Origin of the sequence: Selenomonas dianae, assembly GCF_030644225.1 — a bacterium.
Classification (GTDB): Bacteria; Bacillota; Negativicutes; order Selenomonadales; family Selenomonadaceae; genus Centipeda; species Centipeda dianae.
The window spans coordinates 164896-188171 of sequence record NZ_CP128650.1; the positions used below are offsets into that span (position 1 = coordinate 164896).

Sequence of the window (23276 nt, forward strand, 5' to 3'; positions counted from 1 at the left end):
GATGATCGACTACTCACTGGTACTCGCAAAACTCGCGCTCGGTCTGCTCTGTCTCATCGTGCAGATCAACCTCCTCGGCAAGGGCAACCTCGCCCCCACGTCCGCGACCGATCAGGTGCAGAACTACGTGCTCGGCGGCATCATCGGCGGTGTTATCTACAACAGTGACATCTCCGTGATTGACTTCCTCCTCGAGCTCGTCGCGTGGACGCTGCTCGTGCTGGTTCTGAAATATCTCAAGATGAACAGCGGTGCGATCAAGGACTTCGTCGACGGCAGTCCCGCCGTGCTGATCGAGCGCGGCAAGATCCTCATGGATGAGTGTATGCGGCACGGGATGCTCGCGCATGACATCACGCTGAAACTCCGCATGGCGGGGGTTTACTACATCAAAGACGTGAAACGTGCCGTCCTCGAGCCGAACGGACAGCTCACCGTCATCCAGTACGGTGAGCAGAATGCGCGCTATCCGCTCATCCTCGACGGACAGGTGGACGAGGACATCCTCGAACTCATCGAAAAGGATCGCGTCTGGCTCAACGCCGAACTGCGCACGGCGGGCTACGCAGTGAAGGACATCTACATCGGCGAGTACAAGGACGGTGCGCTGATTATCCATCCGTATGAGAAAAATTGAATGCAGCACATAAAAATCTCCCGACGGCCAAAACGGTCGGGAGATTTTTTCTACGGGAATTGCTGATAAAATGAAGGCGTTAGATTGGCGTAGATTTTTCGTTCGAACAAGGAGGAAAAATCTACGCATAAAACTATGTGGAAGATGCTAGGGTACAGTGCAGACGAAAAAGATGCATCAAGAGACGCAAGCTGAATTTATCAGCGATTCCCTAGGTCTTTTTGTGTGCTTCGATCCAAGTCCGCAGATTTTCCTGCGGGCTTTTTCCTGCGGCAACATCTAGGATGATGGTGTAGAGTTCTTCCTGTGTGTATTGCAGACGGATGCCGTTTAATGCAAGGAAGACGAGCATGGCATGTGCGCCGATGCGTTTGTTCCCGTCGATCATGGCGTGGTTTTTGATGAGACCATAGCCGAGGCGTGCGGCTTTTTGTTCAAGGGACGGATAGAGATCCATGCCGCCAAAGGACATAAACGGTGCTGCCAAGGCGGCGTCGAGAAGTGCTTCGTCACGGATACCACTGCTGCCGCCGGTTGCGGCAATCAGTTCTGCGTGCATCTGAAGCACCTGCCCTTTTGTCAGGCGGATCATCGTGCCAGCACCTCATAAGCTGCCCTATTTTGTTCCATCAGCTGTCGAGAGACGGCAAGCACGTCTGCATCCGGCAAGGTTTCGCTATGTCCGAGTTGCCGGATGTCGATAACGAGGTAGCGCGGCGTATTGTCCTTTAGAATGACCGCAGTTCCTTTTTCGTCGACAAGCTGTACGACCTTGGAAAAATTTTGGTTTGCTTCGGTCATGGAAATCATGGTGTCTGTGTGGATGTTCATGGAATGATCTCCTTTTTCGTGGTTGATGGCTCTGACCACCTACTCCCTCACCCGATACGCGACGGCATACATGACGGGGAGCACCAAGAGTGTCAGCACCGTTGCCACAATCAGTCCGCCGGCGATGGCGACCGCCATGGGCCCCCAGAAGATGCTGCGCATGAGCGGCAGCATTCCGAGGATAGCGGCGGCGGCGGTGAGCATGATGGGACGGAAGCGCAGGACGGCCGAGTCGATGATGGCGTCCAAGGGCTGCTCACCCTCCTCCTCATGTTTTTTGATCTGGTCGATGAGGATGACGGAGTTGCGGATGATCATGCCGAAGAGGGCGAGCACGCCGAGGTAGGCGACGAAGCCGAGCGCGGAGTCGGTGACGAGCATAGCAAACGCAACGCCGATGAGCCCCATTGGTGCGGTGAGGAGGGTGAGCGTCATCTTGCCCATGCTGCCGAGCTGGAGCATGAGCAGGGTCATGATGATAAAGATCATGGCGGGCAGCGGCTGCATGAGGTAGTGCATGGAGTCGGCGGAGTCCGCGAGCGCGCCCGCCGTCTCGATGGTCGTGCCGGCGGGGAGGCTGCGGCGCAGCTCCTCGGTCGCTTTGTAGATGCGCAGCGCGGCATCGTTGCCCTCGCCCTCTCTGACCTCCGCCTGTACCATGATGCTTGGGCGCAGATTGTACCGCTTGATAAAGCCGTCCTCCGCGCCATAGGAAAGATGGGCGATCTGTGCGAGCGGAACGCTGCCGCCCGCTGTGGCAATCGGCAGTTCGCTGAGGTGTTCGATGTTCGTGCGGTCGCGTTCGGCAAGGCGCAGGACGATGCCGATATTGCGGTCGCCCGTGTAGAACTCTGCCGCCTTTGCGCCCGTCAGCTCGGTGTAGAGCATCTGCTTGACTGCCTTTGCACTGATCCCGTAGAGTTTCAGCTTGTCCTTGTCGAAGTCGATGCGGACGGTCTTGGATTTCTCCGTCCAGTCGAGGTGGACGTTCGTCGCGGCGGGATCGGCGGCGGTGATGGCGGCGACCTCCTCGGCGACGCGGCGCACTTCGTCCGTCGTGGGTGCAGAGACGCGCAGCATGATGGGGAAGTCGGCGGGCGGCCCCGTCTGGATGTACTGCGTGGTGACGCGTACGCCCGAGAGTTCGTCGCTGCGTGCGGCGGCAATCAAGGCGGCAAGTTCCTCGCGTGCGGCGGTATCGTTCGCGGTGATGACGAACTGGGCGCTGTTCGCCGCGTCTGCCTTCGGATCGACGGTGAGGACGAAGCGCGGTGTGGAGCGTCCGATGTAGGCGGCATAGTTCTGGATCTTGTCGCTGTGCGCAGCGAGGAGGTCAGCGAGGCGATCCGCCTCCGCCGCTGTTGCCTGCATGGATGCGCCCTGCGGCAGGGTCAGGCGCACGAGGAGTTCGGGGCGCAGCGAGGGCGGGAAAAAGGTCTGTTTGATGTGCGGGAATGCCGCAAGGCTCACGGCAAAGAGGAGGACGGTGCCGACGAGGACGGCGGCGCGGTGTGCGAGAAATGCTGTGAGCACGCGGCGAAAGAGCCGATAGAAGGGGCTCGTGTACGGATCGTGCACGCCCTCCTCCATTTTTTTGACGCGAATCAAATAATAGCCGAAGAGCGGCGCGACCATAACGGAGACTACCCAACTTAATACGAGGGCGATGCCGATGACGGGGAAGAGTGCGGCGCAGAACTCGCTCGCCATGCCCTTGGAGAATGCGACGGGGATGAAGCCCGCGCAGGTGATGAGTGTGCCTGTGAGCATGGGCTTCGCCGTCTGGGTAAAGGCGTAGCACGCGGCGTCAAAGCGTCCCATGCCGCGCTCAAGCTGGACGCTCATCATCTCAACGGCGATGATGGCATCGTCGACCAAGAGGCCGAGCGAGATAATCAGTGCGCCGAGGGAAACCTTGTGCAGGTCGATGCCGAGCAGATACATGGCGACGAACGTGCCGGCGAGGACGAGCGGGATGCAGCCCGCGACGACAAGCCCCGTGCGCAGTCCGAGCGAGAGGAAACTGACACCGAGGACGATGAGGATCGCGAGTGCGAGCGTCTCGACAAAGTCGTGAATGGAGTGCTGCACGACGGCGGGCTGATTCGATACCTCGTGCAGCTCAGCGCCGAGCGGGAGATCCTGCTGTATCGCGGCGGTCAGTTCTTTGAGGTTTTCACCGAGGGCGAGGATGTTGCCGCCCGCCTCCATCGAGACGGCGATGCCGACGGCGGGCGCACCGTTGTAAAGCATACGCGGCTCGGATGGGTCAACTGCCTTGCGCTCGACGCTTGCGATGTCGCCGAGACGAAAGATTTTCCCGTTTGCCGCAATCGGGAGCGCACGGATGTCCTCGATGTTTTCAAACACGCCCGAGGCACGCAGCTGTACGGTGTCGCTCTCCGTCTCGATGCTGCCGCTCGTTGCCATCGCATCCTGCGCCGCGAGTGCGTCTGTGATGGCGGTCGGGGGGATGCCGAGCTGCGCGAGCCGTTCGAGGGCGATCTCGACGTAGACGCGCTCGCTCTGCACGCCGATCAGCTCGACCTTTTGCACGCTCGGGACGGCGAGGATGCGGCGGCGTGCGTCCTCCGCCATGCTGCGCAGCTCCTCATCGCTGTAGTCCGCGCCCGTGATGGCGTAGACCGAGCCGTACACATCGTCGAAGCGGTCGTTGTAGTAGGGGCCGTAGACACCATCGGGCAGGTCGCGCTTTACGTCCTCGCCGAAGTTCCGCACGTCGCGCCACGTCGGGCGAATCTCCGACGCATCCACATCGTCGCGCAGCTGGACGTAGATCGTGGTCTGTCCTGCGCGGGTCTCACTGTGGATCTGTTTCAGCCCCGGGGTGTCCTGAAAACGCCGTTCGAGCTTGTCCGTGACCTGCTCCTGCATTTCCTCCGCGCTTGCGCCCGGCCACGCAGCGGAGATCACCATCTGGCGGATGGTAAAGGCGGGGTCCTCCATGCGGCCGAGTGCATTGTAGGCGAAGATGCCGCCGACGGCAAAGACGATGATGAAGTACCAGACGAGTGCGCGGTGGCGCAGGGAGAGCTCTGTGAGGTTTCTCATTTCGTCCGCACCTTCTCTCCCTCGTGGAGCTGGTGCACGCCCGCCGTCACGATGCGTGCGCCCTGCGGCAGCCCTGTGACGAGGGCATCATTGGTGCGGAACGCCGTGACGGTGACGGGGACGAGATGCACAGCATCGTCCTCGACCACGTAGACCTGCGCCGTATCGCCCGTCTGATACAGCGCGGAGAGGGGGATGGCAGCACCGTCTTGGACGGATGTACCGAGGCGGACGCGTGCCGTCATGCCGAGCGGGAGGTCAGCGGGCGCGTCCGTGAGCGCGATCCGCGCCGTATAGGTGCGTGTCGCCGCATCGGGGACGGGCGAGAGTTCGCGCAGTGTACCCGTGTAGGCGGCACTGTTCGCCCAGAGGGCGACGGCTGCGGGCATACCGACAGAGACCTCTGCGAGACGGCTCTCGGGCACGGCGATCTCGATCTCGCGCTCGCCCTCCTGCGTGAGCGTCATGACCGTCTGCCCTGCGACGATGATCTGTCCCTCCTCCGCCGTGATGTTCGAGATCACGCCGTCTGCGCCCGCGACGAGGTTCGTGTAGCCGAGTGCGTTGTGGCTCGCCGTGTCCTGCGCGACTGCCTGACGGTACGCAGCCTCGGCGGCGCGTTCGTTTGTGCGGTATTGGTCGAGCATTGCCTCCGAGATCGCCTGTGCGGCGTAGAGCTGCTCGTAGCGTGCGCGTTCCGTGCGTGCGAGCTCGTAGCGTGAGCGTGCGGCGGAGACGGCGGCGTTTGTTGCATTCGCCTGCTGCTGCACATCGCGTGCGTCGATCACCATGAGGACATCGCCCGCGCGGACGTGTGCGCCGACGTTCACGTTGCGTGAGAGAATCTGCCCGCCGACCTGAAAGGCGAGCCGCGTTTCATAGCGTCCGCGTACCGTGCCCGTGTAACCGCCCTCCGCCGCGGCGGCATCGCCGACCGTCACCGTGCGTACGAGCGGCGGCGGTGCTTCCTTTGCCGCGTCCGTGCCGCAGCCCGTGAGTGCTGCGAGTGCAGCCGCGAGGATGAGTGTGAGGTAGGAACGCGCGTGCATGGTGATCTCTCCTTCAAAATTCAGTAACTTCTTAAATTTTACCACCGAATCGGGAGCGTGTCCATAAGGAAGGGATTTGAACCCGCACGCATTTTATGCTAGAATACAATCCGATGATGGTGAGAAAGGGTGTCATGATGGACGAAGAACTGCGGCGGTATGAGAAGATCCGAGGGGCGTATCATTCGGTGGGGCGGCTCGCGAATCTGTACGACGGGATGATGACGTACTCGACGTGGTCGGGCAAGTTCGTTTCGCGGCTCGTGTGGGGACTGGACAGAAGCGGGGTGAGCCGCTATGTCGGGCTTGCCCTGCGTGCGGCGCACGAGGGGTTCGAGGGAAAGCTGCTCGAAGTGCCGGTCGGGACGGGCTGTCTCTCGCTGCCCGTCTATGCGGAGCTGCCGAATGCGGACATCACCTGCCTCGACTACTCGCCCGCGATGCTCGCGGCGGCGCGGGCGCGTGCGGATGCCATTGGCGTACACAATGTCGCGTTCGTGGAGGGCGATGTCGGAAATTTGACGTTCGAGGATAATTTTTTCGATGCGGCAGTTTCCATCAACGGCTTTCACGCGTTCCCCGACAAGGAGGCGGCGTGGAGCGAACTGCACCGCGTGCTGCGCCCCGGCGGACGGCTCACGGGTTCGGTCTTCGTGCTCGGCGGGAATCCGCGCACGGAGTTCGTGGTGAAGCATCTCTATACGCGCATGGGCTTCTTCACCCCGCCGTACGATACGAAGGAACAGCTTGAGGCACGGCTCAAGGCTCTCTATCGCGAGGTCACGGTCGAGTGCGTGGAGTCGCTTGCGTGCTTCTCGTGTGTAAAGTAGGATTCATCTGCTTTGATGTATCAGGCTCTTTTTGGTTTTTTAGGAGGTATTTTATGATGTTTCGTAAACTCTCGCGTGCGCTTGCCGCAGCTCTGATCGTCGGCGGCGCGTATGCCGCATCTCCCGTGTATGCCGCAGAGACGGCGGCACCTGCTGCAGAACAGTCGGCGGAGGAGCAGGCACCGTTTGATGTGCAGGTCGTCGAGCAGCACGTGATGGCGACGATCACACGATTTGAGAAGGACGACATCACCGGGCTTCAGGCGGAGGCAACCGCAGATCTGCGTCCGCATCTGACGGCGGAGCAGGTCACGGGGGCAAAGGCGGAGTTCGCACCGAAGTGGGGACCGCGCGGCGCTGTCGGAAAGCCGCTCATGACGGCGGGCAAGGAGGGCGACAAGTGGTACGTCATCTGCGAGCTCGCCGTGGGCTACAAGGCGACCGCCGTCGTCTACCGCCTTACCTACGATGAAAATATGAAACTGGCGGGCTTCTTCGTCCGCTGACATACCGTTATGGCATAGGAAGCTGCTGCACGAATCCTACCTAGATTCGTACGGCAGCTTTTTGTTTGCGCAAAAATGTCTGGCATTTGTATGTGGCTTTACACGGCACAGGACAATCGTCGAGAACGATCCCGCTTGGGGGTCACATGAAATATTAAAAATGTCTTGCGGGGGGGGGACTTCTATGGTATTCTAAGCTCGATATTGCCTTGAAAGATATGTAGTGTTTTGCTGTTTATTACGAACGGAAACGTCAAAAAAATATTGGAAAAACGGCGCGGACTCCTTTCGCGAGAAATGAGCTCCGATTATTACAGGCGGTGGTGTATGCTTATGGACTTACAGAAAATCTTTACCTATCCGTATGACAGCGATTTGCTGATGCGCAGACAGAAGGGCATCCGCCGGGATCTTTTGGCACGGGAGCAGGTTGGGTATACCGATAAGCGCATTGCGATCCTCGGGGGATCGACAACCGATGACATCAAAAATATCTTGGAGCTTTTTCTCTTGGAGGCGGGGATTCGCCCGCAGTTCTATCAATCCGAATACAATAAGTACTATGAGGATGCTGTCTTCGGAAATTCGGAATTGGAAGAGTTTCAACCGGAAATTATTATCGTCTTTACCAGTGTAGTCAATCTTTTGGAGAAACCCGTACTTGGTGATGACGGCGATGCCGTTTCGGCGAAGTATGATACAGAGATGAAACGCTTTATGCAGATCTGGGAGAAGCTGTCTGCGCGCTATCCCTCTGCGGTCATCCTGCAGAACAATATGGAGCTTTCGTACGAGACCGGGATCGGTAGTCTGGATGCGGTCGCGACTCATGGGATGACCCGCTTTATTGAGCGTCTTAATCAGAGCTTTGCCGACTATGCCGCAACACATGACAACTTCTATCTGCATGATTTACATGGGCTTGCATCGCGTATCGGACTCTCCAAGTGGCACGATCGTTTTCAATATTATGCGTATAAACTTGCGATGAGTTACGATGTGATCCCCGAGGTTTCTCTTGGTCTGGCGAAGATCATCAAGGGGGTTCTGGGGAAAAATAAAAAATGTCTTGTCTTGGATCTTGATAACACACTCTGGGGCGGCATCATCGGCGATGATGGGATGGAAAATATTGCGATTGGGCACGAAACACCGACAGCCGAAGCGTATACGGCATTTCAGCAATATGTCTTGGAGCTGAAAAAGCGGGGCGTTATTTTGGCGGTTTGTTCCAAGAACGAAGAGGATGTCGCAAAGAGCGGCTTTGACCATCCGGACAGTGTGCTTCAGGTGGATGATTTCGTTTCTTTCCATGCAAATTGGGAACCTAAAAACCGCAATATGAGAGCGATTGCGGAAGAAATCAACATCGGAACGGACAGTCTCGTTTTCATTGATGATAACCCTGCGGAACGGCAGCTTGTGCGTGATACAATGCCCGAGGTGGCAGTACCGGAAGTCGATTCCGTGGATGTATTTTCCTATATCCGGGCGATTGAGGGAGCGGGCTATTTTGATCCGGTGACGATCTCTGAGGATGACTGCAAACGTAATGCTACCTATATGGAGAATAAGCGCCGCCAAGAGCTGGCAGGGACGATGGAGAGCTATGATGATTTTTTACGGTCTCTCCGGATGGAGGCGGAGATTGCGGCGTTCCGTCCTTTGTACTTTGACCGGATCGCCCAGCTCACGAACAAGTCCAATCAGTTTAACCTGACCACGCGTCGCTATACACGGGCGGATATTGAGCGGATGGCGAATGAGCCGCGCTATATCACGCTGTATGGGAGACTGACGGACAAATTTGGAGACAATGGGGTGATCTCGGTTGTCGTCGGGGAAAAACGAGAGTGCAGTCTGCATATCTGTCTGTGGCTGATGAGCTGCCGTGTTTTGAAGCGCGGGATGGAACAGATGATGCTCGATGAGCTTGCTGCACGTGCTGCGGCTGACGGCTGTAAGGAACTGATCGGCTACTACTATAAAACTGCGAAAAATAAGATGGTGGCAGATCTCTACGGAACGTTTGGCTTCGAGAAGATCGCACAGGATGGGGACGATACCGTCTGGCGACTGAATCTCGCAGAATATCAGAAGCGGGGGCGGTTCATTTCCTTAAGGAAGCACTGATCAATTCAGCACTACCATCTTGGCGCATCTTTTTTGCCCGCACTTCGGCGGAAAATCCTCCACAGAGCACCACTCTGCGTCCGGTTTTCCGCCTTGTTCGGACGAAAAAATCTACGCCAATCCGGCAGACTTCATTTTATCAGAGATTCCTTAAAGGAGGTCACTGTGTGAATCATTTTACCTATGAGGATCTTTTTGTAGGACAGCGTACGGCGTTTACCCGTGAAGTCACGGCGGAGATGATGGAACAGTTCCGTGTGGTTTCCGGTGACAATAACCCGCTTCATGTGAGTTCAGAATTTGCTCGGGCACATGGCTTTTCGGATCGCGTCGTCTATGGGATGCTGACAGCCGCGCTCTACAGCTGTCTTGCAGGGATGCATATTCCGGGAGAGCGCTGTCTGCTGCAAAGCGTTTACAGTGACTTTCTGCGTCCTGTATACGTTGGCGACACCCTGCGGGTGGAGGGGTCGATTGCAGAGAAAAATGACAGTGTGCGACAGATTGTTGTCAAGGCTGTTATTCGCAATCAGGACGGGAAGAAAGTGTCCAAGGCAAGAATCGAAGCGGGGGTGCTCTGATGGGAAAACGATATTTGCTGTTGGGGGCTTCGTCTGATCTTTGCTGTGCTTTTCTGCGCAGATATATATGGCAGAGTGATGATGAGATTGTCGCCCAGTATTTTCGCAATGCGGAAGAATTGAAACGAATCGCCGATGAAATTCCTGCGCAGATGCGGTTGTGTCAAGTCGACTTTTACGATACGGCGTGTACGGAAAACTTTGCAAACGAACTGAAAACAGACGGATTCATACCGACCCATGTTCTCCACGTTCCCGCTGTTCCGATTGAAGATCAGCGGTTTACGGAGGTCACTTGGGATGATGCAGAGAGGCAAATGACCGTCCAATGCAGATCCCTGATTGTTGTTTTGCAGGCGTTTATCAAACAGATGGCGAAGGCGAAGCAGGGGAAGATTGTGATCGGTCTTTCCTCGTGCACGATCAATATACCGCCCAAATACCTGTCGAGCTATGTCATGGCGAAATACGCTCTGATGGGGCTTGGCAAGGCTCTCGCCGCCGAATATGCACCGAAGAACATTCAAGTCAATATGGTGTCGCCTTCGATGATGGAAACAAAATTTTTGCAGAATATGCATGAACAGATCGTTCAGCAGAGTGCCGCCGGAAATCCGGCAAAACGCAATGTCACCCCGGAGGATGTCGTCGGTGTGATAGAGTATCTGTTTTCGGACGCGAATACCTTCGTCACAGGTGCGAATATCCCTGTGACGGGCGGCGATGGATTCTAAGCGTTTTATAACAAAGGAGCAGTTGATCATGACCAAAGAGGAAATCTTAAACGACCTTCAGCCGATTTTTCAGGATGTTTTTGATGATGAGGATATTGTCGTCACAAATGAGAGCAACGCAGCGCAAATCGAGGATTGGGACTCGCTGTCGCATATCCGGCTCGTTGTTGCCATTGAGAAGCAGTTTGATGTCAAATTTGCCTTTGGCGAGCTGCAGGATCTGAAGAATGTCGGTGAAATGATTGACCTCATTCAGGAAAAGATGGAGGAGAATTAAGCCTTGCTTTTTAACTCGTATGAGTTCCTGTTCCTGTTTCTCCCGATTGCCGTTGGAGGATATTTCCTCCTCGGCAGCCGGGAGAAAAACTCGGAATGGGCAAATGTCTGGTTGGTCGGACTTAGTATGTTCTTTTATTCCTATTGGGATATTACGTATCTGCCGCTGCTTTTGCTGAGCATCGGGGTCAACTATGTGGTCAGCGGCTATATTATCCGTTACCGCAAGGAAAAACAACAGAACAATGCCAAGATGGTGTTCCTGCTGGGGATCCTTTGTAATGCAGGACTGCTTGGCTTCTTTAAGTATACGGATTTTTTCCTTGAGAACCTGAATGATCTGGGGGCGCAGTTTCCCCTCTTACATATCGTCCTCCCGCTCGGCATCAGTTTTTTTACCATTACACAGATGGTCTTTCTTGTAGATTGTTACGAAGGTATTGCAAAAGAACGCAGCCTCCTTCACTATGCACTGTTTGTATCGTTCTTTCCGCATCTTTTGGCAGGACCGATCCTCTACCATCGTCCCATGATGAAGCAGTTCAAGGACACCGCCTTGCGTCGTGTGAATTGGGATAATATGGGGCGCGGCCTGAGTCTTTTTATTGTCGGCTTTGCCAAAAAAGTCTTAATTGCAGACAGCTTTGTTTCTTTTGTCGCGCAGGGATTTGCACACCCCGAACAACTCACTTTGGTGGACAGTTGGGTGGTTGCTGTTTGCTATATGATGCAGCTGTACTTTGACTTTTCCGGGTACAGCGATATGGCGCTCGGCATTGCCCGTATGATGAATATCAACATTCCGGTGAACTTCAATTCCCCGTATCGTGCTTACGGCATTATTGATTTCTGGCAGCGTTGGCATATGTCCCTGACAACGACGATCACAAATTATCTCTATACGCCGATGGTGATGGCGTGCAGGAAAATTACGTTTGGCAAGGCGATGGCAGCCACATTCGCGTCGATGTTTATCGCAGGTATTTGGCATGGCGCCGGATGGAACTATATCATCTTCGGCTCGCTGCATGGGGGCGGGCTTGTCCTGAATCATATATGGAAAAAATATCATCTTTGGATGTGGAAGCCGCTTGGCTATGTTCTTACACTTTTGCTGGTGTTGGCGGCATTTGTCTTTTTCCGTGCCGCGTCGGTCGCGGATGCGCTGCAGATCCTCTGTGCAATGGCAGGAGGGAACGGTATTGCATTTCCTTATCCTGTCGCATTGTTCCTCCACAATCATTGGGGGGTGGACATGGCGTACGTGAGGCTTGGTGAGTTGCCGAAGAAAATGCTGGTCGTGGCACTTTTGCTTGTTGCATTCTGTCCGAATTCCAATGTGTTGATTCAACGATTGCAGCCAAAACGTAAGTGGGCTCTTGCTCTTGCCATACTGTTTGTGTGTGGCGCGGTTTCGCTGTCCCAAGTCACGGAGTTCCTGTATTTTCAATTTTGAGACGTAGATTCCTGCGTAAATATTTTTGGGGGATCGTTCTATATGGCGTGGAAAAAATATTGTACAATGCTCCTGGGGGGATTTTTTGCCGGACTGGTGGTCTATGCTGCAGCGGCTGAGTGGATGGTGCATCGGCTGAACGAAACGTATGTGGGGGATGTCGCTGCCATTGAACTTCAGCTCCATGAAAATGCACTCTATGGGAGTGCTCTGACGAACGATACCGGCTTTCTTAAATACGGGATTATATCCAGAACGCAGCCGGAGATTATCGCACTCGGTACGTCAAGAGTAATGCAGTTTCGCGCCCCTTTTTTCAAAGATGCCACATTTTATACAACCGGTGGATTGGGGCGCTCTGTCGATGTGATGGAGGAGATTTTTGATCGTATCAGCAGTACCTATGTACCGAAGATTGTTATTTTTGCCGTTGATTGGTTTTGGTTCAACCCAAATCACTCGCCTGCCAAAGTTCCTTCTATATTTGAAGAAGATCATCCGCTTTCCAATAGAGCCTACCTGTATGGCAGTCTTTACCGCGGGCTCTTGAAAAACGAAAACGTGCGGGCGCAGCTGGTTCACCCGGAGATTGTGGCGCGGGATTTGATCGGCAATCGTCCGACGATCGGACTCATGGCGGGTGCTAAAAGTGATGGCTTTCGTCTGGATGGCAGTTTTCAAATCGGAGAACATATTTTACATCACAAAAGTACGGTGGAAAGATTCGCGGATACGCATCGAACCATTCGTGAGGGCGGAGATATGTTTGAGTGGGCGGATCAGGTTGATGAAAGGGAACTCTTGAAACTGGCATCCCTGATCGCCAAGATGCGGGAGCGCGGGGCTCATGTGATTGTTTTGCTGCCGCCATTTCCGAATGAAATCTATCAAGCCCTTATGGAGTCGAAAGGACATCGTGACTTTATCCTACAATTTGAGGGGAGTGTACGTGATCTCTGTGCGGAACAAAATGTGCCTTTTTATGACTTCAGCAATATGGCATGGCTGGGGGCATCGGATGAGGAAGCCTATGATGGCTTTCATGCCTCCGAGAGAACCTATGGGCGGATCGTATTGCAATTTGAGAGTGATCCGGTGATTGCGCCATATATCAATAAGGATTTTATTGAGCAATGCATGGTAAACTCGGATCACCCGTATCAGATCATCCCTGCAGATATGTAGTCTGCTGCAGCAAAAGAGCCCCCGACATTTCGCGGTGAAATGACGGAGGCTCTTTTGCTGCGTTGTTATCTGTGATGCCTTACACTTTATCGTTGTAGACACTGTTATATCGTATTACGGCGACACCTGTGCCCGAACCAGAGCAAGGATCTGCCTTTTCTCCTCCTCCGATGCAAAGATATATAGGGGGAGGACGATTGCATCTGTTGGTGCAGTGAAGAGATAGATGCCCTTGTCGGAGAGACTCACATCTGTAATGCTCCGATAGGCGATTGTGCGTTCTGTATGCTCGCTGCGTTCGACAATGTGCATCGCCTCGAAGCTGACAATACGGATGCCAAACATATGCGCAGCACGCATCGCTTCAAGGCGGCGCAGCACGGCTCGTGTGGCGGTACGTTCCGAGAGATGGGTGTAAATGCGGTAGAGTACAATACAGAGGACGGTGGTCAGAACGGTTCGTATGAGCAGCACATCGAACTCCCATGGGGCATCGCTCAGGAGATCTTGGAGAAAAAACAGGATGGGGAGCAGCGGGATCGTCAGCAGGAGAGCGAGCGCCACTCGATTTGCCCATTTGAACAAGGGGGCGTTCAAAATACAAAAGAGTGTGAAGTGAAGTGCATCCTGCTCTGTAAAATCAAATGTGAATCTGAACAATGCGTGCCTCCTGATGATACAAAAATGCCGCATCTGTCGCACCCACAGAGGGGACAGATGCGGATCTTATCAGAAACGCTGTCGAAATTATCAGTGATGTCTATATCTTATCATCGTAGACGCTGTTATCGTAGCCATCACCGCCCGCAGTGGTCTGTGCCGCCGTGCTTTGGAACGGGGCGGCGCTGTCGTAGGTGGTCTGTACGCCGTAGACGGTGGTGTCGCCCTGCGTCTGGATGTAGAGTTCGGTGCCGGCGGGCAGGTCGATGTTCTTGCCGTGGACGAATGCGCCTGCGACGATGCCGAGCGGTCCCAGGACGGCGATGCCCGCGAGCGATGCGCCCGCTGCCATGGCGAGGTGCTGCATTTCCTTCTTTGCCTCTTCGCCGATGAAGGTGGTGACATAGGTGCCGTCGAGTGCCTTGGTGCTCTTAAAGTCGATGTCGACCTGCGCGTTGCGGCCGAAGTTTTTCGACTGTTTTACCTTCGTGACCGTACCCTCGCCGCGTGAGCCCTTGGTAAAGACAAGGGCATCGCCGACGAATACGTCGTCTGCGACTTGATACTCGATGGTATCGCCGACCTTGAGATTCTTGGCGTTGACGGGGGTCACGAGTGCGACCTTGACGAGGGTGTTCGCGGGAACGGAAACGGGGGTGACGGGGATCTCCTTCGTGCCGAAGGATGCCTCAGAGAGGGCGGAGATACGCTTTTGGAACGTACCTTCGGAGGTCTTGCCGAGAAGTGCGACCTCCATCTCGCTGACGCGCTCCTGTACGGAGCGCAGGCTCGTCTCGTGGTTGATGTTCCACTCAATCGCGTTGAGGTTCATGAGGACGGACGGGCTGGTGCTGTTCGTATAGACCTCGTCGTAGATCGCGTCGATGCGTGCCATCAGGCTGCCCGCGCGGTGCTTGCCGTCATAGTCGCGTTCGAGCCGGTTGATGCGGTCGATGAGCGCACCCGTCTGCTCCTGTCCGTAGGTGTCCTGCTCGATGAGGGCGAGTTTCGACTGGACGGCGTTGGGCGGCTCTGCGGCGAGTGCCGTGCCGAAGGATGTGAGTGCGAGCACGAGGGTCAGCACGAGCGCACAGATTTTTTTCTGCATGAATGTTCTCCTCCTATCTTGCCTGTTTCTTTTGATTTAGAAGTTCTTCGATAAAGTCCGCAATGCTTCTGAGCGGCGAAGCGGGGGTGTATTTTTGCGGTGCATCCATGCCCTGCGTTGTGCGCAGCACTTCCTTTGTGTCATAGACCTCGACCCGTGCGGAGATGAACTGATACGTTCCTGTCTGCGGGTAGAGGCGCGTACGATAGACGTAACGGCGGTTCTCTGTCGCCTTGACAACGGCGATGACCGCATCGCGTTCCGCGTCCGAAACGCGGACGATGCTCGCGGCATCGACGTAGTAGCCCGTATCGTCCTCCGCATCGACAAAGCGCATATCCTCTGCCGCTTCGCAGATGTGGAAGCTCGCGAGAGCGATAAGGACGGCAAGCACGCACCCGCCGACCGTAAGTCGCTGCATGAGTGGATCGCCTCCTTTTCTCTGATTCGGATTCATTATAGTGGAAAAATTTTTTTGCGTCAAATTTATATTCGATGAGGGAACGTGCGCCGCATGAGCGGTCTTTTCGGTTGCGAAAATTCCGTAAAAGTCCTTGCCGGCAAGCTGAGACATCCAACGTCAACGTTGCGCGGGCGTAGGTCTTGCAGAATGATACCGCGCGTGGTGGAGTATTCCCAGATCGGGATGCTTGCCCCTCGATCACCTGTCATGTTCGCGCATGGCGGGCGGCTTTTTATTTCATGAGAACGCCACCATGCGTTCGCGTTCCTCTGCTTGCAGATCGGCGGCAAAGGCGGCGAATCCGTTCAAGTCCTCAGTGTTGAGATAGTTTATGTATTCCTTGCGCCGTTCTACGGGGATAACAATAGGCGTTAAATCGGCGAGGAAGCAGCTGTATACCATGAGGGCACGCCCTACACGCCCGTTCCCACCGGGGAAGGGGTGAATGTGTTCAAAGGCGATGTGTTGACGGCAAAGAGCGAGCACCCTGTCTGAATCAGATACCGCCGCCATTTGCGCGTCCATGTTCGCGATCCAATCCGTGAGCGCAGCGGGAACGAGATAGGGCGGTGTAGGGGGAAAATCCGCGCCGATGATGAGATTCGGGCGTGTCTTGAACTGCCCCGGCACACTCTCGATTGCGTCCCTGCAAAGAAGCGCGTGCACCTCACGGATGAGGGCGAGTGAGAGCGGCGCAGCTTCCTGCGTGCGCTCGATGAGAAAGGGCATGAACGCCTTGTAGTTCAGTATCTCGTTCAGTTCGCGCATATCCATCGCACGCGGGATATAGCCGTCAATGAGTACGCTTTTCGTCTCTCCTTGTGTGAGTGTATTCCCTTCTATGGCGGTGGAATGGTGCGCCATGCGTACCATGAGATCGGCGAGATAATCCGCTGAATAGGTCATGAAAACCTCCTTTTATATATGGGCAGCATGGCGGGGGCGTATCTCATGAAGTTCAACCGCTTTCATGTTTTCCGCTCGCATAGAAGCCTTCAAACGCTCTGAAAACGTGCCCATAAATAAAACCTCCTCACGTCGATTATATAGCGGGAATTCGGAAAACACAACTGAAAGCAAGCGGCTTTAAAAAATCGGAAATCCGAATAAAAAGTGGAACATAATGAAGAGCAAAGAGGGGGAAGAGCGCATTATGTACCGGCTCTTCGCACACATGAACGCGGGACAGGCAGCGTGGGCTTTTTGTTTGCCTGCACGTTGCCTGCAAATTCCCGCAAATGGTACGTATGCGGCGTTTTCTCCAATGGTGGGGAAAAACACGCGAAGCCCGTAAAATATGGACTTTCAAGCTTTTTTATAGTATAATGGTGCATGAATTTTTTCACTATGCTATACTGTAGTATAAGAACGAATCAATTCTTTGTAAAAGACAGGAGAACGCGCCGATGACCAAGGCTATCAAAACGCGCATTCTGCTCGCACTGACGGCCGTCTGCGCTGCGCTGCCGGGCGGGGCGGATGCCGCCTATCGCGGGGATGCGGATACGGGCTTTCAGCATTTGGACTTTGTTGAGAACGAGCGGCGGCAGGAGCGTGCGAACCGTCTCACGGCGGAGCAGGAGCAGCTGCTCACGGATGCGCAGGCGATGGAGAAATACCTGCGTCAGCCGCTGGCGCAGGATGCGCCGTCTCCGATTGCGTTCGAGGGCGATGATCTCACCTACGATGAGCGGACGGGCGAATTTACGGCGAAGGGTCATGTGGACATCCTACAGCTTGCGGCGCGCCGCTTTCAGGGCGACTACGTGGAGGGCAATACGGTCTCGGGGGCGGTCTCTGTTCCCGACCGTGCGCATATGCTCCAGATGACGGAGGGGCAGACGCGTGTGACGCTCGACGGCTACCACATCAACTACAACTACAAGACACATACGGGGACGATGGAGGCGGCGGACGGCAAGGTCGGCGGCTACTACATGACGGGCAAACGCTTCGAGTTCTACCCGGACAAGATTGTGATCTATGACGGTACGCAGACGAGGTGCTCGGCGAAAAATCCGGACTACCATCTGAGTGCGGATGTGGCGGAGCTGTATCCCGGTGATCGGCTCGTGCTGACGAATGTGAAGTTCTGGATCAAGAACAAGGTCATTTTCACCAAAAAGCACTATGAGGTGGATGTGGGGAACCCCATGCAGCGCAATTTCCCGACGGCGGGGTACGACAGTGACGACGGCTTCTGGTTGGAGCAGGGATTTACGTACGATGTCGCGCCGCGGGTGACGGCGGGCGCGACGCTCTATGTGACGACGAACAAGGGCTGGCGCAGTCACTACGATCTCGGCTGGGGGAATGCCGACATATCCGCACGTCTGACCTACGGCATTTTTGACGATGGCAACGACGGTTCGATCAAGAAGGAGCCTGCGCTGCTCCTCGGCTACGGACATCGAATGGGCAGGCTGCCGGTTACCTATCAGCTGTATTCGGAGTACGGCCGCTGGTATGCGGGCGGCGTTCACAGCAACCACTGGAAATACGGCGTTTCGTTTACGCATGATACGATCCGTTTCCACGACTACCGGCTGGAGCTCGGGACGGGGTACTCCGTGACGCGTGAGAGTTACGACGGCTCGCGGGTGCAGGGGTTCAATGCGAGCGCCTTCCTCACGAAGCCGTTCGGGGAGCGTTTTGCGGCGTACATCGGCGGCATCTATACGAAGAGTACGAAGCAGAATTCGCTCTTTGACTTCGATCAGGAGGATTACTCCAAGGTCGTGCAGGCGGGGATGAGCTACCGCATTGACGAGCACAACCGCATCGGCGTTGGGACGAAGTATGCGGTCGAGCCCCGCCGGTGGACGGATGTGGACTACTACTGGTTCCACGATCTGCACTGTTCGCAGATCATCCTGCGCTATCGTTCGGAGCAGGATTCGTGGAAGGTGAAATGGGAGTTTACGCCGTGGTAAATGCACTCAAGGCGATGAGCGGTGTGCCTGTCCTCATCATCGGGGATATGGTGGCGGATGTCTATCTCGACGGGACGATTGCACGCATCTCGCGCGAGGCACCCGTGCTCGTGCTGGAGCAGCGGGAGGAGCGTGTGGTTGCAGGCGGCGCGGCAAATGTCGCCAACAATGCGGCGACGCTCGGCGGTGCGTCCTATGCCGTGGGGATCTGCGGGACGGAGCGCAGCGGCGACGCACTTCTCGCCGTGCTGCGTGCAAATGGGGTGCGGACGGCGTTCGTCCGTGCGGACGCGCATCCGACGATTACCAAGACGCGCATCATCGCGGGCGGTCGCGCGACGGTCAGTCAGCAGATCGTGCGCGTGGATCGCGAGTGGCACACGCCGCTTGACGTGGAGACGGAGGAGGCTCTGCTCGCACGCATTCGTGAGCTGCTGCCGCAGGTGCGCGGCGTGGTGCTCTCGGACTACGGCTCGGGAACGGTGACGGAGCGCGTGCGCCGGCTCGTCATTGCCGAGGCGCGCAAGCGGGGCATCCCGAGCATGGTGGACTCGCGCTATGACATCCTCGCGTATGAGGGGATCGGCTATGTCAAGCAGAACGATGCGGAGCTCGCGGCGGCACTGGAGCGGGAGCTTTCCTCCGAGGAGGAGATCCGTGCGGCGGGGCATGAGCTGCGGGAGCGGCTCTCTGCGGACGGCGTGCTGATTACGCGCGGGGACAAGGGCATGACGCTCTTTCTTGCGGACGGCTCGGCGACGGATATTCCCGTGAGCGACCACAGCGAGATCTTCGATGTGTCGGGGGCGGGCGATACCTGTGTCGCGGTCATGATTCTCGGGCTCGCGGCGGGGGTGGATGCGCTCGCGGCGGCGCGTCTGAGCAACGTTGCGTCGGGGATTGCCGTGCGCAAGCGCGGGACGGCGACGGTCGCCGCCGCAGAGCTGTATGCCGCCGTGACTGCGCTCGAAGGAGGTGTCTGATGTGCTGATTCCGAACGAACGGATTGAGGACTTTGCCGCTGCACTGCGTGCGGGCGGGGCGCGTGTGGTCTTTACGAACGGCTGCTTTGACATCCTCCACGCGGGTCATGTGCGCTATCTCGCGGCGGCGCGTGCGCTGGGCGATGTGCTCATCCTCGGGCTGAACAGCGATGCCTCTGTGCGGCGGCTCAAGGGGGCGACGCGTCCCGTGAACGGCGAGGCGGATCGCGCGGAGGTCGTGGGTGCCCTGACATCCGTGGACTATGTCGTGATCTTCGGCGAGGATACGGCGGAGGAGCTGATCGCAAAGGTGCGCCCCGCAGTCTACGCAAAGGGGGGCGACTATACCCTTGAGACGCTGCCCGAGGCACGCATTGTTGAGAGCTATGGCGGCGAGGTGGCGTTTATCCCGCTTGTCGCGGGCAAGTCGACGACGGGGATAATTGCAAGGATGGGACGAAAGTAGTATTCGTTTGCTCAATCTCTACACTATATATTTTTTCGGCATATCAGCAAACTTGTGAATACCAAAGGAGGGCAGGGCATGGAGAACATCTTGGTCGTGAAACTGAGTGCGATCGGCGACGTGATTCATGCCCTGCCCGTTTCGTATGCGATCAAGGAGCAGTATCCCGAGGCGCATCTGACGTGGGTGGTCGAGCAGGCAGCGTATGCGATCCTTGCGGACAATCCCTGCATCGACGAGCTCATCCTGTTTGAGAAGGCGAAGTTCCGCAGCATCGGCGGATTCCTGCGCGAGATCGGACCGTTTCGCAGACGGCTGCGCACGCGCCGCTATGACGCGTCCCTCGATCTGCAGGGGCTGTTCAAATCGGCGGCGATCGCGTGGAACGCAGGGGCAAAGCTGCGCATCGGCACGGCGAATATGCGCGAGGGGGCGCATCTCGTGAGCCGTCCTGTGCGCGGCGCACACGCTGAGGGGCACATTGTCGAGCGTTACCTCGATGTCGCGCGTGCGCTTGGCTGCCGCGTGGGCGAGGTGCGCTTTCCCGTCAGCGTCTCCGACCGTGACCGCATGGCGGCGGATACGCTGCTCGCGCGTGAGGGGGTGCAGGAGGGGCGGCCGTTTGTCGCCTTTGCCGTCGGGGCAAACTGGCCGAACAAACGCTGGCCGGTGGAGTATTTTGCCGCGCTCGCAGATCGTCTCCACCATGCACACTATGTACCCGTGCTCGTCGGCGGCGGCCGTCTCGATGCGACGCTGGCAGAGGACATCCTGCGCGCGTCTGAGATCCCCCCCGTGAATCTCGTCGGGCGCACGAATCTCAAGCAGCTCGCGCACGTCTTTACGCGTGCGGCACTCGTCCTTGGCGGCGATACGGGACCTGTGCATCTGGCGGCAGGGCTGCGCGTGCCGACGGTGATGCTGATGGGGCCGACGGACGCGAACCGCAATGGTCCCTATGGGCAGCTCCAAAATGCGATCGAGGTCGATCGTCCCTGTCGGGGCTGTTGGAAGCGTGCCTGTCCGAAGGGGTTGGACTGCCTTGCGGCAATTTCTGTGGATGCGGTCGCGGCGCAGATCGGCGCAGTGCTCCGCAGCGTGCGTCGTTAGGGAAAGAGGGGAGCAGTTTGTATCAGAACATCCTGGTCATCGACCTCGCGTTCATCGGCGATCTCATCCTCGTGACCCCTGCCGTCCGCGCCCTGCGCGAAACGCATCCGAATGCCCGCATCACGATGCTGACCGTGCCGCTGACGGAGAGCATCGCACGCATGAATCCCTACGTCGATGAGGTACTGGTCTACGACAAGCGGGGGCGTGAAAAGGGGCTGCTCGGGATGCTCCACATGGCGCGGCGGCTGCACAGGTATCGCTTCGATCTTGCCGTCTGCATGAATTTTGCGCCGCGCGGGGCGGTGGTCGCGTGGCTCGCGCGGATCCCGAACCGATTCGGCTACGATGCGCAGCACGGCGGACTGTTCCTCACGCGAACGGCTCCCGCCGTACGTGCGGTACCGCAGCACGAAACGCGCAATCAGCTTGACTTTATGCGTGCGCTGGGCTTTTCGACGCAGGACACCGCTCTCGCCCTGCGGATTCCCGCCGCTGTGGAACGCAGCTTTGCCGAAAAAAGCGCGGCACGCCGCCTTGCTTCGGCGCACTATCTCGTCCTCTGTCCCTGCGGCAGAGTCCCGCGCAGAAGTCTCGCCGTGGAGACGGCGGCGGAATTTCTGCGGGCGTTTTCGGGCATTCCCGAGGCGGTGCCTGTCTATCTGATCGGCGGCAGTCAGGATCGGGCGCATCTCATGGAGATTGCGCAGCGGGCAGGGGTGGAGGAGCGCCATGTGCTTGCGGGGACGTTTTCCCTTGCGGAGATTGCGGTGCTGCTGCGCGGTGCGGCAGCGATTGTGACGGTGGATACGGGACCCGCGCACATCGCCCAGGCGGTACACTGCCCGACGGTGGAGATCTTCAGCACGGGCGATCCGCAGATCTGGGGGCCGCAGGGAGCACACGATGTGGTGCTTGCGGAGAAACGCGATCCCGTGACGGGCGCATTGCCCGCAACAGACAGCATCCGCAGCATTGCGCCCGCGCGTATCTGTGCGGCGGTGCAGGGCATTTTGCAGCAGACACACAAGGGGTGAGCAATGGCACGGCAGGTCTATCAAAATATCCTCGTCATCAATCTCATGCACCTCGGCGATCTCATGCTCGTGACCCCCGTGTTGCAGACACTGCGGCACAACTATCCCGAGGCGCGTATCACACTCCTTGCAGATCGCATTCTCACGGACATCGTGCAGGAAAATAAACACATCGACGAATGTCTCCTGATCGACAAGAAGGGGCGGGACAAGAGTTTCCTCGGCATTCTGCGCTTTGCCCTCCGTCTGCGAAAAAACAGGTATGATCTTGTCGTCAATCTGCATCGCAACGAGCGTTCCTCCGCGCTCGCGGCGCTGAGCGGCGGCAGGAAGATCGTCGGCTATGCAAAGCCGGGCTTTTCGCTGCTGTTCGACCATGTCAGTCCCGATCAGCACCCGATCATGCACGAGGTTCACTCGCACTATGCGGCGCTGCGTGCGGCTCAGGTCATCGGAGAGGTCGATGATGCGGGGCTTCGGATGTGGCTGCCGCCCGCTGCCGAGGTGGAGGCGGCGCGGCTCTCAGCGGCGCATTTCGCCCCGACGGATCGGGTGATCGCGCTCAACATCGGTGCGAGCTGGCGCACGAAACGGTGGGAGGATGCCTACTTTGCGGAGGTCGCCGACACCTACCTCGCACGCGGCTATCATCTCGCCGTGATGGGCGGTCCGATGGACGTGGAGATGGTTGCGGCGTGCCGTGCGCAGATGCGTGCGAAGGATCATCCGCATCTGCATATCTTTACCGGGCAGATCAGCCTCGGCGTACTTGCGGGACTTCTGCGCCGCTGCTGCCTCTTTATCACGACGGACTCAGGGCCGATGCACGTCGGCGTGGCGATGAACGTCCCCGTGCTCTGTATGTTCGGCGCGTCGCCCGTCCCGGGGTTCTACCCCTACGACGCAAAGAGTATTTCCGTGCGTGCCCCCGTGCCGTGCCATCCGTGCCGCCTGCACGAATGTCCGCTGACGGGTGCGGAACACATGAAGTGCATGAAGCGTATGCCGCCCACGCTGATTTTGAACTATGCGGATCAGATGCTGACCGAGACCGGTGCGCGTCCCGCGTATGAACTGCCCCGCGCGTCGGACTTCGAGACGCGCGTCGTGGAGCAGGTGGACGGGGCGTTCGTGCTTGCGCCGAAGGGCGCGGCGGGGCGGTTTGTCCGCCCTGTTCTGCCCGACGGGATCAAGGCGCACGGATTTGATTGATATTTTTGGATAGG

Annotated in this window: 23 protein-coding genes; 15 read left to right on the forward strand and 8 right to left on the reverse strand. The window is 57.1% G+C overall.

Annotation, left to right across the window (positions count from 1 at the left end; genetic code table 11):
* The first annotated feature begins 1 nt into the window (after position 1).
* Complete coding sequence (locus tag QU667_RS00770; RefSeq protein WP_304987449.1) at positions 2-637, forward strand: DUF421 domain-containing protein; 636 nt, start codon at positions 2-4, stop codon at positions 635-637.
* A 211-nt stretch (positions 638-848) separates the two neighbouring features.
* Here QU667_RS00770 and QU667_RS00775 read toward each other — a convergent pair whose 3' ends face one another.
* Genes QU667_RS00775 through QU667_RS00790 form a run of 4 tightly spaced genes read right to left on the reverse strand, consistent with a single transcriptional unit; the run spans position 849 to position 5589 of the window.
* Entirely contained in the window at positions 849-1229 is a 381-nt protein-coding gene (locus tag QU667_RS00775; RefSeq protein ID WP_304987450.1) for a type II toxin-antitoxin system death-on-curing family toxin, read from the reverse strand.
* Positions 1226-1468 carry a type II toxin-antitoxin system prevent-host-death family antitoxin gene (locus tag QU667_RS00780; RefSeq protein ID WP_106627565.1) on the reverse strand — a complete coding sequence of 81 codons (243 nt, stop codon included), beginning with the start codon at positions 1466-1468 and terminating at the stop codon, positions 1226-1228. Before QU667_RS00780 ends, QU667_RS00775 begins: the two co-directional genes overlap by 4 nt.
* A gap of 39 nt (positions 1469-1507) precedes the next feature.
* Complete coding sequence (locus QU667_RS00785; protein WP_304987451.1) at positions 1508-4540, reverse strand: efflux RND transporter permease subunit; 3033 nt, start codon at positions 4538-4540, stop codon at positions 1508-1510.
* A complete protein-coding gene (locus tag QU667_RS00790; RefSeq protein WP_304987452.1) occupies positions 4537-5589 on the reverse strand; it encodes an efflux RND transporter periplasmic adaptor subunit in 1053 nt (350 codons plus the stop codon). The genes QU667_RS00785 and QU667_RS00790 overlap by 4 nt, the downstream gene beginning before the upstream one ends.
* Positions 5590-5723: 134 nt before the next feature.
* Here QU667_RS00790 and QU667_RS00795 point away from each other — a divergent pair, with 134 nt between their 5' ends.
* From QU667_RS00795 to QU667_RS00830, 8 genes are all read left to right on the forward strand, one after another.
* Positions 5724-6419, forward strand: a complete 696-nt coding sequence (locus QU667_RS00795) for a class I SAM-dependent methyltransferase (protein WP_343749061.1) — start codon at positions 5724-5726, stop codon at positions 6417-6419.
* A 53-nt stretch (positions 6420-6472) separates the two neighbouring features.
* Positions 6473-6925: a DUF3887 domain-containing protein gene (locus QU667_RS00800; protein WP_304987454.1), complete on the forward strand. Its 453-nt coding sequence runs from the start codon at positions 6473-6475 to the stop codon at positions 6923-6925.
* 333 nt (positions 6926-7258) lie between these two features.
* The gene (locus tag QU667_RS00805; RefSeq protein ID WP_304987455.1) at positions 7259-9058 is read left to right on the forward strand and encodes an HAD-IIIC family phosphatase; all 1800 of its coding nucleotides are present in this window, start codon (positions 7259-7261) and stop codon (positions 9056-9058) included.
* 167 nt (positions 9059-9225) lie between these two features.
* Positions 9226-9639: a MaoC family dehydratase gene (locus QU667_RS00810; protein ID WP_304987456.1), complete on the forward strand. Its 414-nt coding sequence runs from the start codon at positions 9226-9228 to the stop codon at positions 9637-9639.
* Complete coding sequence (locus QU667_RS00815; RefSeq protein WP_304987457.1) at positions 9639-10373, forward strand: SDR family NAD(P)-dependent oxidoreductase; 735 nt, start codon at positions 9639-9641, stop codon at positions 10371-10373. The genes QU667_RS00810 and QU667_RS00815 overlap by 1 nt, the downstream gene beginning before the upstream one ends.
* A 28-nt stretch (positions 10374-10401) precedes the next feature.
* Entirely contained in the window at positions 10402-10650 is a 249-nt protein-coding gene (locus tag QU667_RS00820; protein WP_304987458.1) for an acyl carrier protein, read from the forward strand.
* 111 nt (positions 10651-10761) lie between these two features.
* A complete protein-coding gene (locus QU667_RS00825) occupies positions 10762-12105 on the forward strand; it encodes an MBOAT family O-acyltransferase (RefSeq protein ID WP_304987459.1) in 1344 nt (447 codons plus the stop codon).
* Positions 12106-12147: 42 nt separating this feature from the next.
* Entirely contained in the window at positions 12148-13290 is a 1143-nt protein-coding gene (locus QU667_RS00830) for an SGNH/GDSL hydrolase family protein (RefSeq protein WP_304987460.1), read from the forward strand.
* Positions 13291-13404: 114 nt separating this feature from the next.
* On the opposite strand, the gene QU667_RS00835 is transcribed toward QU667_RS00830, so the two are convergent.
* The 4 genes from QU667_RS00835 to QU667_RS00850 form a co-directional block, all read right to left on the reverse strand.
* Positions 13405-13950 (reverse strand): YcxB family protein, encoded by a 546-nt coding sequence (locus tag QU667_RS00835; RefSeq protein WP_304987461.1) that lies wholly within the window; start codon positions 13948-13950, stop codon positions 13405-13407.
* A 100-nt stretch (positions 13951-14050) separates the two neighbouring features.
* Positions 14051-15058: a hypothetical protein gene (locus QU667_RS00840; protein WP_304987462.1), complete on the reverse strand. Its 1008-nt coding sequence runs from the start codon at positions 15056-15058 to the stop codon at positions 14051-14053.
* 13 nt (positions 15059-15071) lie between these two features.
* Entirely contained in the window at positions 15072-15479 is a 408-nt protein-coding gene (locus QU667_RS00845; RefSeq protein ID WP_304987463.1) for a hypothetical protein, read from the reverse strand.
* A 279-nt stretch (positions 15480-15758) separates the two neighbouring features.
* Positions 15759-16427, reverse strand: a complete 669-nt coding sequence (locus tag QU667_RS00850) for a Fic family protein (protein WP_304987464.1) — start codon at positions 16425-16427, stop codon at positions 15759-15761.
* 500 nt (positions 16428-16927) lie between these two features.
* On the opposite strand from QU667_RS00850, the gene QU667_RS00855 reads away from it, so the two are divergent.
* The 6 genes from QU667_RS00855 to QU667_RS00880 all read left to right on the forward strand — a co-directional run bounded on the left by QU667_RS00855 (position 16928) and on the right by QU667_RS00880 (position 23262).
* Positions 16928-18454, forward strand: a complete 1527-nt coding sequence (locus tag QU667_RS00855) for an LPS-assembly protein LptD (protein ID WP_304987465.1) — start codon at positions 16928-16930, stop codon at positions 18452-18454.
* Positions 18448-19437 carry a bifunctional heptose 7-phosphate kinase/heptose 1-phosphate adenyltransferase gene (locus QU667_RS00860; RefSeq protein WP_304988368.1) on the forward strand — a complete coding sequence of 330 codons (990 nt, stop codon included), beginning with the start codon at positions 18448-18450 and terminating at the stop codon, positions 19435-19437. Before QU667_RS00855 ends, QU667_RS00860 begins: the two co-directional genes overlap by 7 nt.
* 1 nt (position 19438) lies before the next feature.
* On the forward strand, positions 19439-19903 hold the full coding sequence (rfaE2, locus tag QU667_RS00865; protein ID WP_304987466.1) for a D-glycero-beta-D-manno-heptose 1-phosphate adenylyltransferase: 465 nt from the start codon (positions 19439-19441) through the stop codon (positions 19901-19903).
* 78 nt (positions 19904-19981) lie between these two features.
* Positions 19982-21013 carry a lipopolysaccharide heptosyltransferase II gene (gene waaF, locus QU667_RS00870; RefSeq protein WP_304987467.1) on the forward strand — a complete coding sequence of 344 codons (1032 nt, stop codon included), beginning with the start codon at positions 19982-19984 and terminating at the stop codon, positions 21011-21013.
* A gap of 17 nt (positions 21014-21030) precedes the next feature.
* Positions 21031-22050: a glycosyltransferase family 9 protein gene (locus QU667_RS00875; protein ID WP_304987468.1), complete on the forward strand. Its 1020-nt coding sequence runs from the start codon at positions 21031-21033 to the stop codon at positions 22048-22050.
* A gap of 3 nt (positions 22051-22053) precedes the next feature.
* On the forward strand, positions 22054-23262 hold the full coding sequence (locus QU667_RS00880) for a glycosyltransferase family 9 protein (protein ID WP_304987469.1): 1209 nt from the start codon (positions 22054-22056) through the stop codon (positions 23260-23262).
* The last annotated feature ends 14 nt before the right edge of the window (positions 23263-23276 follow it).

Coding starts and splice junctions, on each gene's coding strand:
- QU667_RS00770 (WP_304987449.1), top strand. CDS start 2: ATGATCGACTACTCACTGGTACTCGCAAAACTCGCGCTCGGTCTGCTC.
- QU667_RS00775 (WP_304987450.1), bottom strand. CDS start 1,229: ATGATCCGCCTGACAAAAGGGCAGGTGCTTCAGATGCACGCAGAACTG.
- QU667_RS00780 (WP_106627565.1), bottom strand. CDS start 1,468: ATGAACATCCACACAGACACCATGATTTCCATGACCGAAGCAAACCAA.
- QU667_RS00785 (WP_304987451.1), bottom strand. CDS start 4,540: ATGAGAAACCTCACAGAGCTCTCCCTGCGCCACCGCGCACTCGTCTGG.
- QU667_RS00790 (WP_304987452.1), bottom strand. CDS start 5,589: ATGCACGCGCGTTCCTACCTCACACTCATCCTCGCGGCTGCACTCGCA.
- QU667_RS00795 (WP_343749061.1), top strand. CDS start 5,724: ATGATGGACGAAGAACTGCGGCGGTATGAGAAGATCCGAGGGGCGTAT.
- QU667_RS00800 (WP_304987454.1), top strand. CDS start 6,473: ATGATGTTTCGTAAACTCTCGCGTGCGCTTGCCGCAGCTCTGATCGTC.
- QU667_RS00805 (WP_304987455.1), top strand. CDS start 7,259: ATGGACTTACAGAAAATCTTTACCTATCCGTATGACAGCGATTTGCTG.
- QU667_RS00815 (WP_304987457.1), top strand. CDS start 9,639: ATGGGAAAACGATATTTGCTGTTGGGGGCTTCGTCTGATCTTTGCTGT.
- QU667_RS00820 (WP_304987458.1), top strand. CDS start 10,402: ATGACCAAAGAGGAAATCTTAAACGACCTTCAGCCGATTTTTCAGGAT.
- QU667_RS00830 (WP_304987460.1), top strand. CDS start 12,148: ATGGCGTGGAAAAAATATTGTACAATGCTCCTGGGGGGATTTTTTGCC.
- QU667_RS00840 (WP_304987462.1), bottom strand. CDS start 15,058: ATGCAGAAAAAAATCTGTGCGCTCGTGCTGACCCTCGTGCTCGCACTC.
- QU667_RS00845 (WP_304987463.1), bottom strand. CDS start 15,479: ATGCAGCGACTTACGGTCGGCGGGTGCGTGCTTGCCGTCCTTATCGCT.
- QU667_RS00850 (WP_304987464.1), bottom strand. CDS start 16,427: ATGACCTATTCAGCGGATTATCTCGCCGATCTCATGGTACGCATGGCG.
- QU667_RS00855 (WP_304987465.1), top strand. CDS start 16,928: ATGACCAAGGCTATCAAAACGCGCATTCTGCTCGCACTGACGGCCGTC.
- waaF (WP_304987467.1), top strand. CDS start 19,982: ATGGAGAACATCTTGGTCGTGAAACTGAGTGCGATCGGCGACGTGATT.
- QU667_RS00880 (WP_304987469.1), top strand. CDS start 22,054: ATGGCACGGCAGGTCTATCAAAATATCCTCGTCATCAATCTCATGCAC.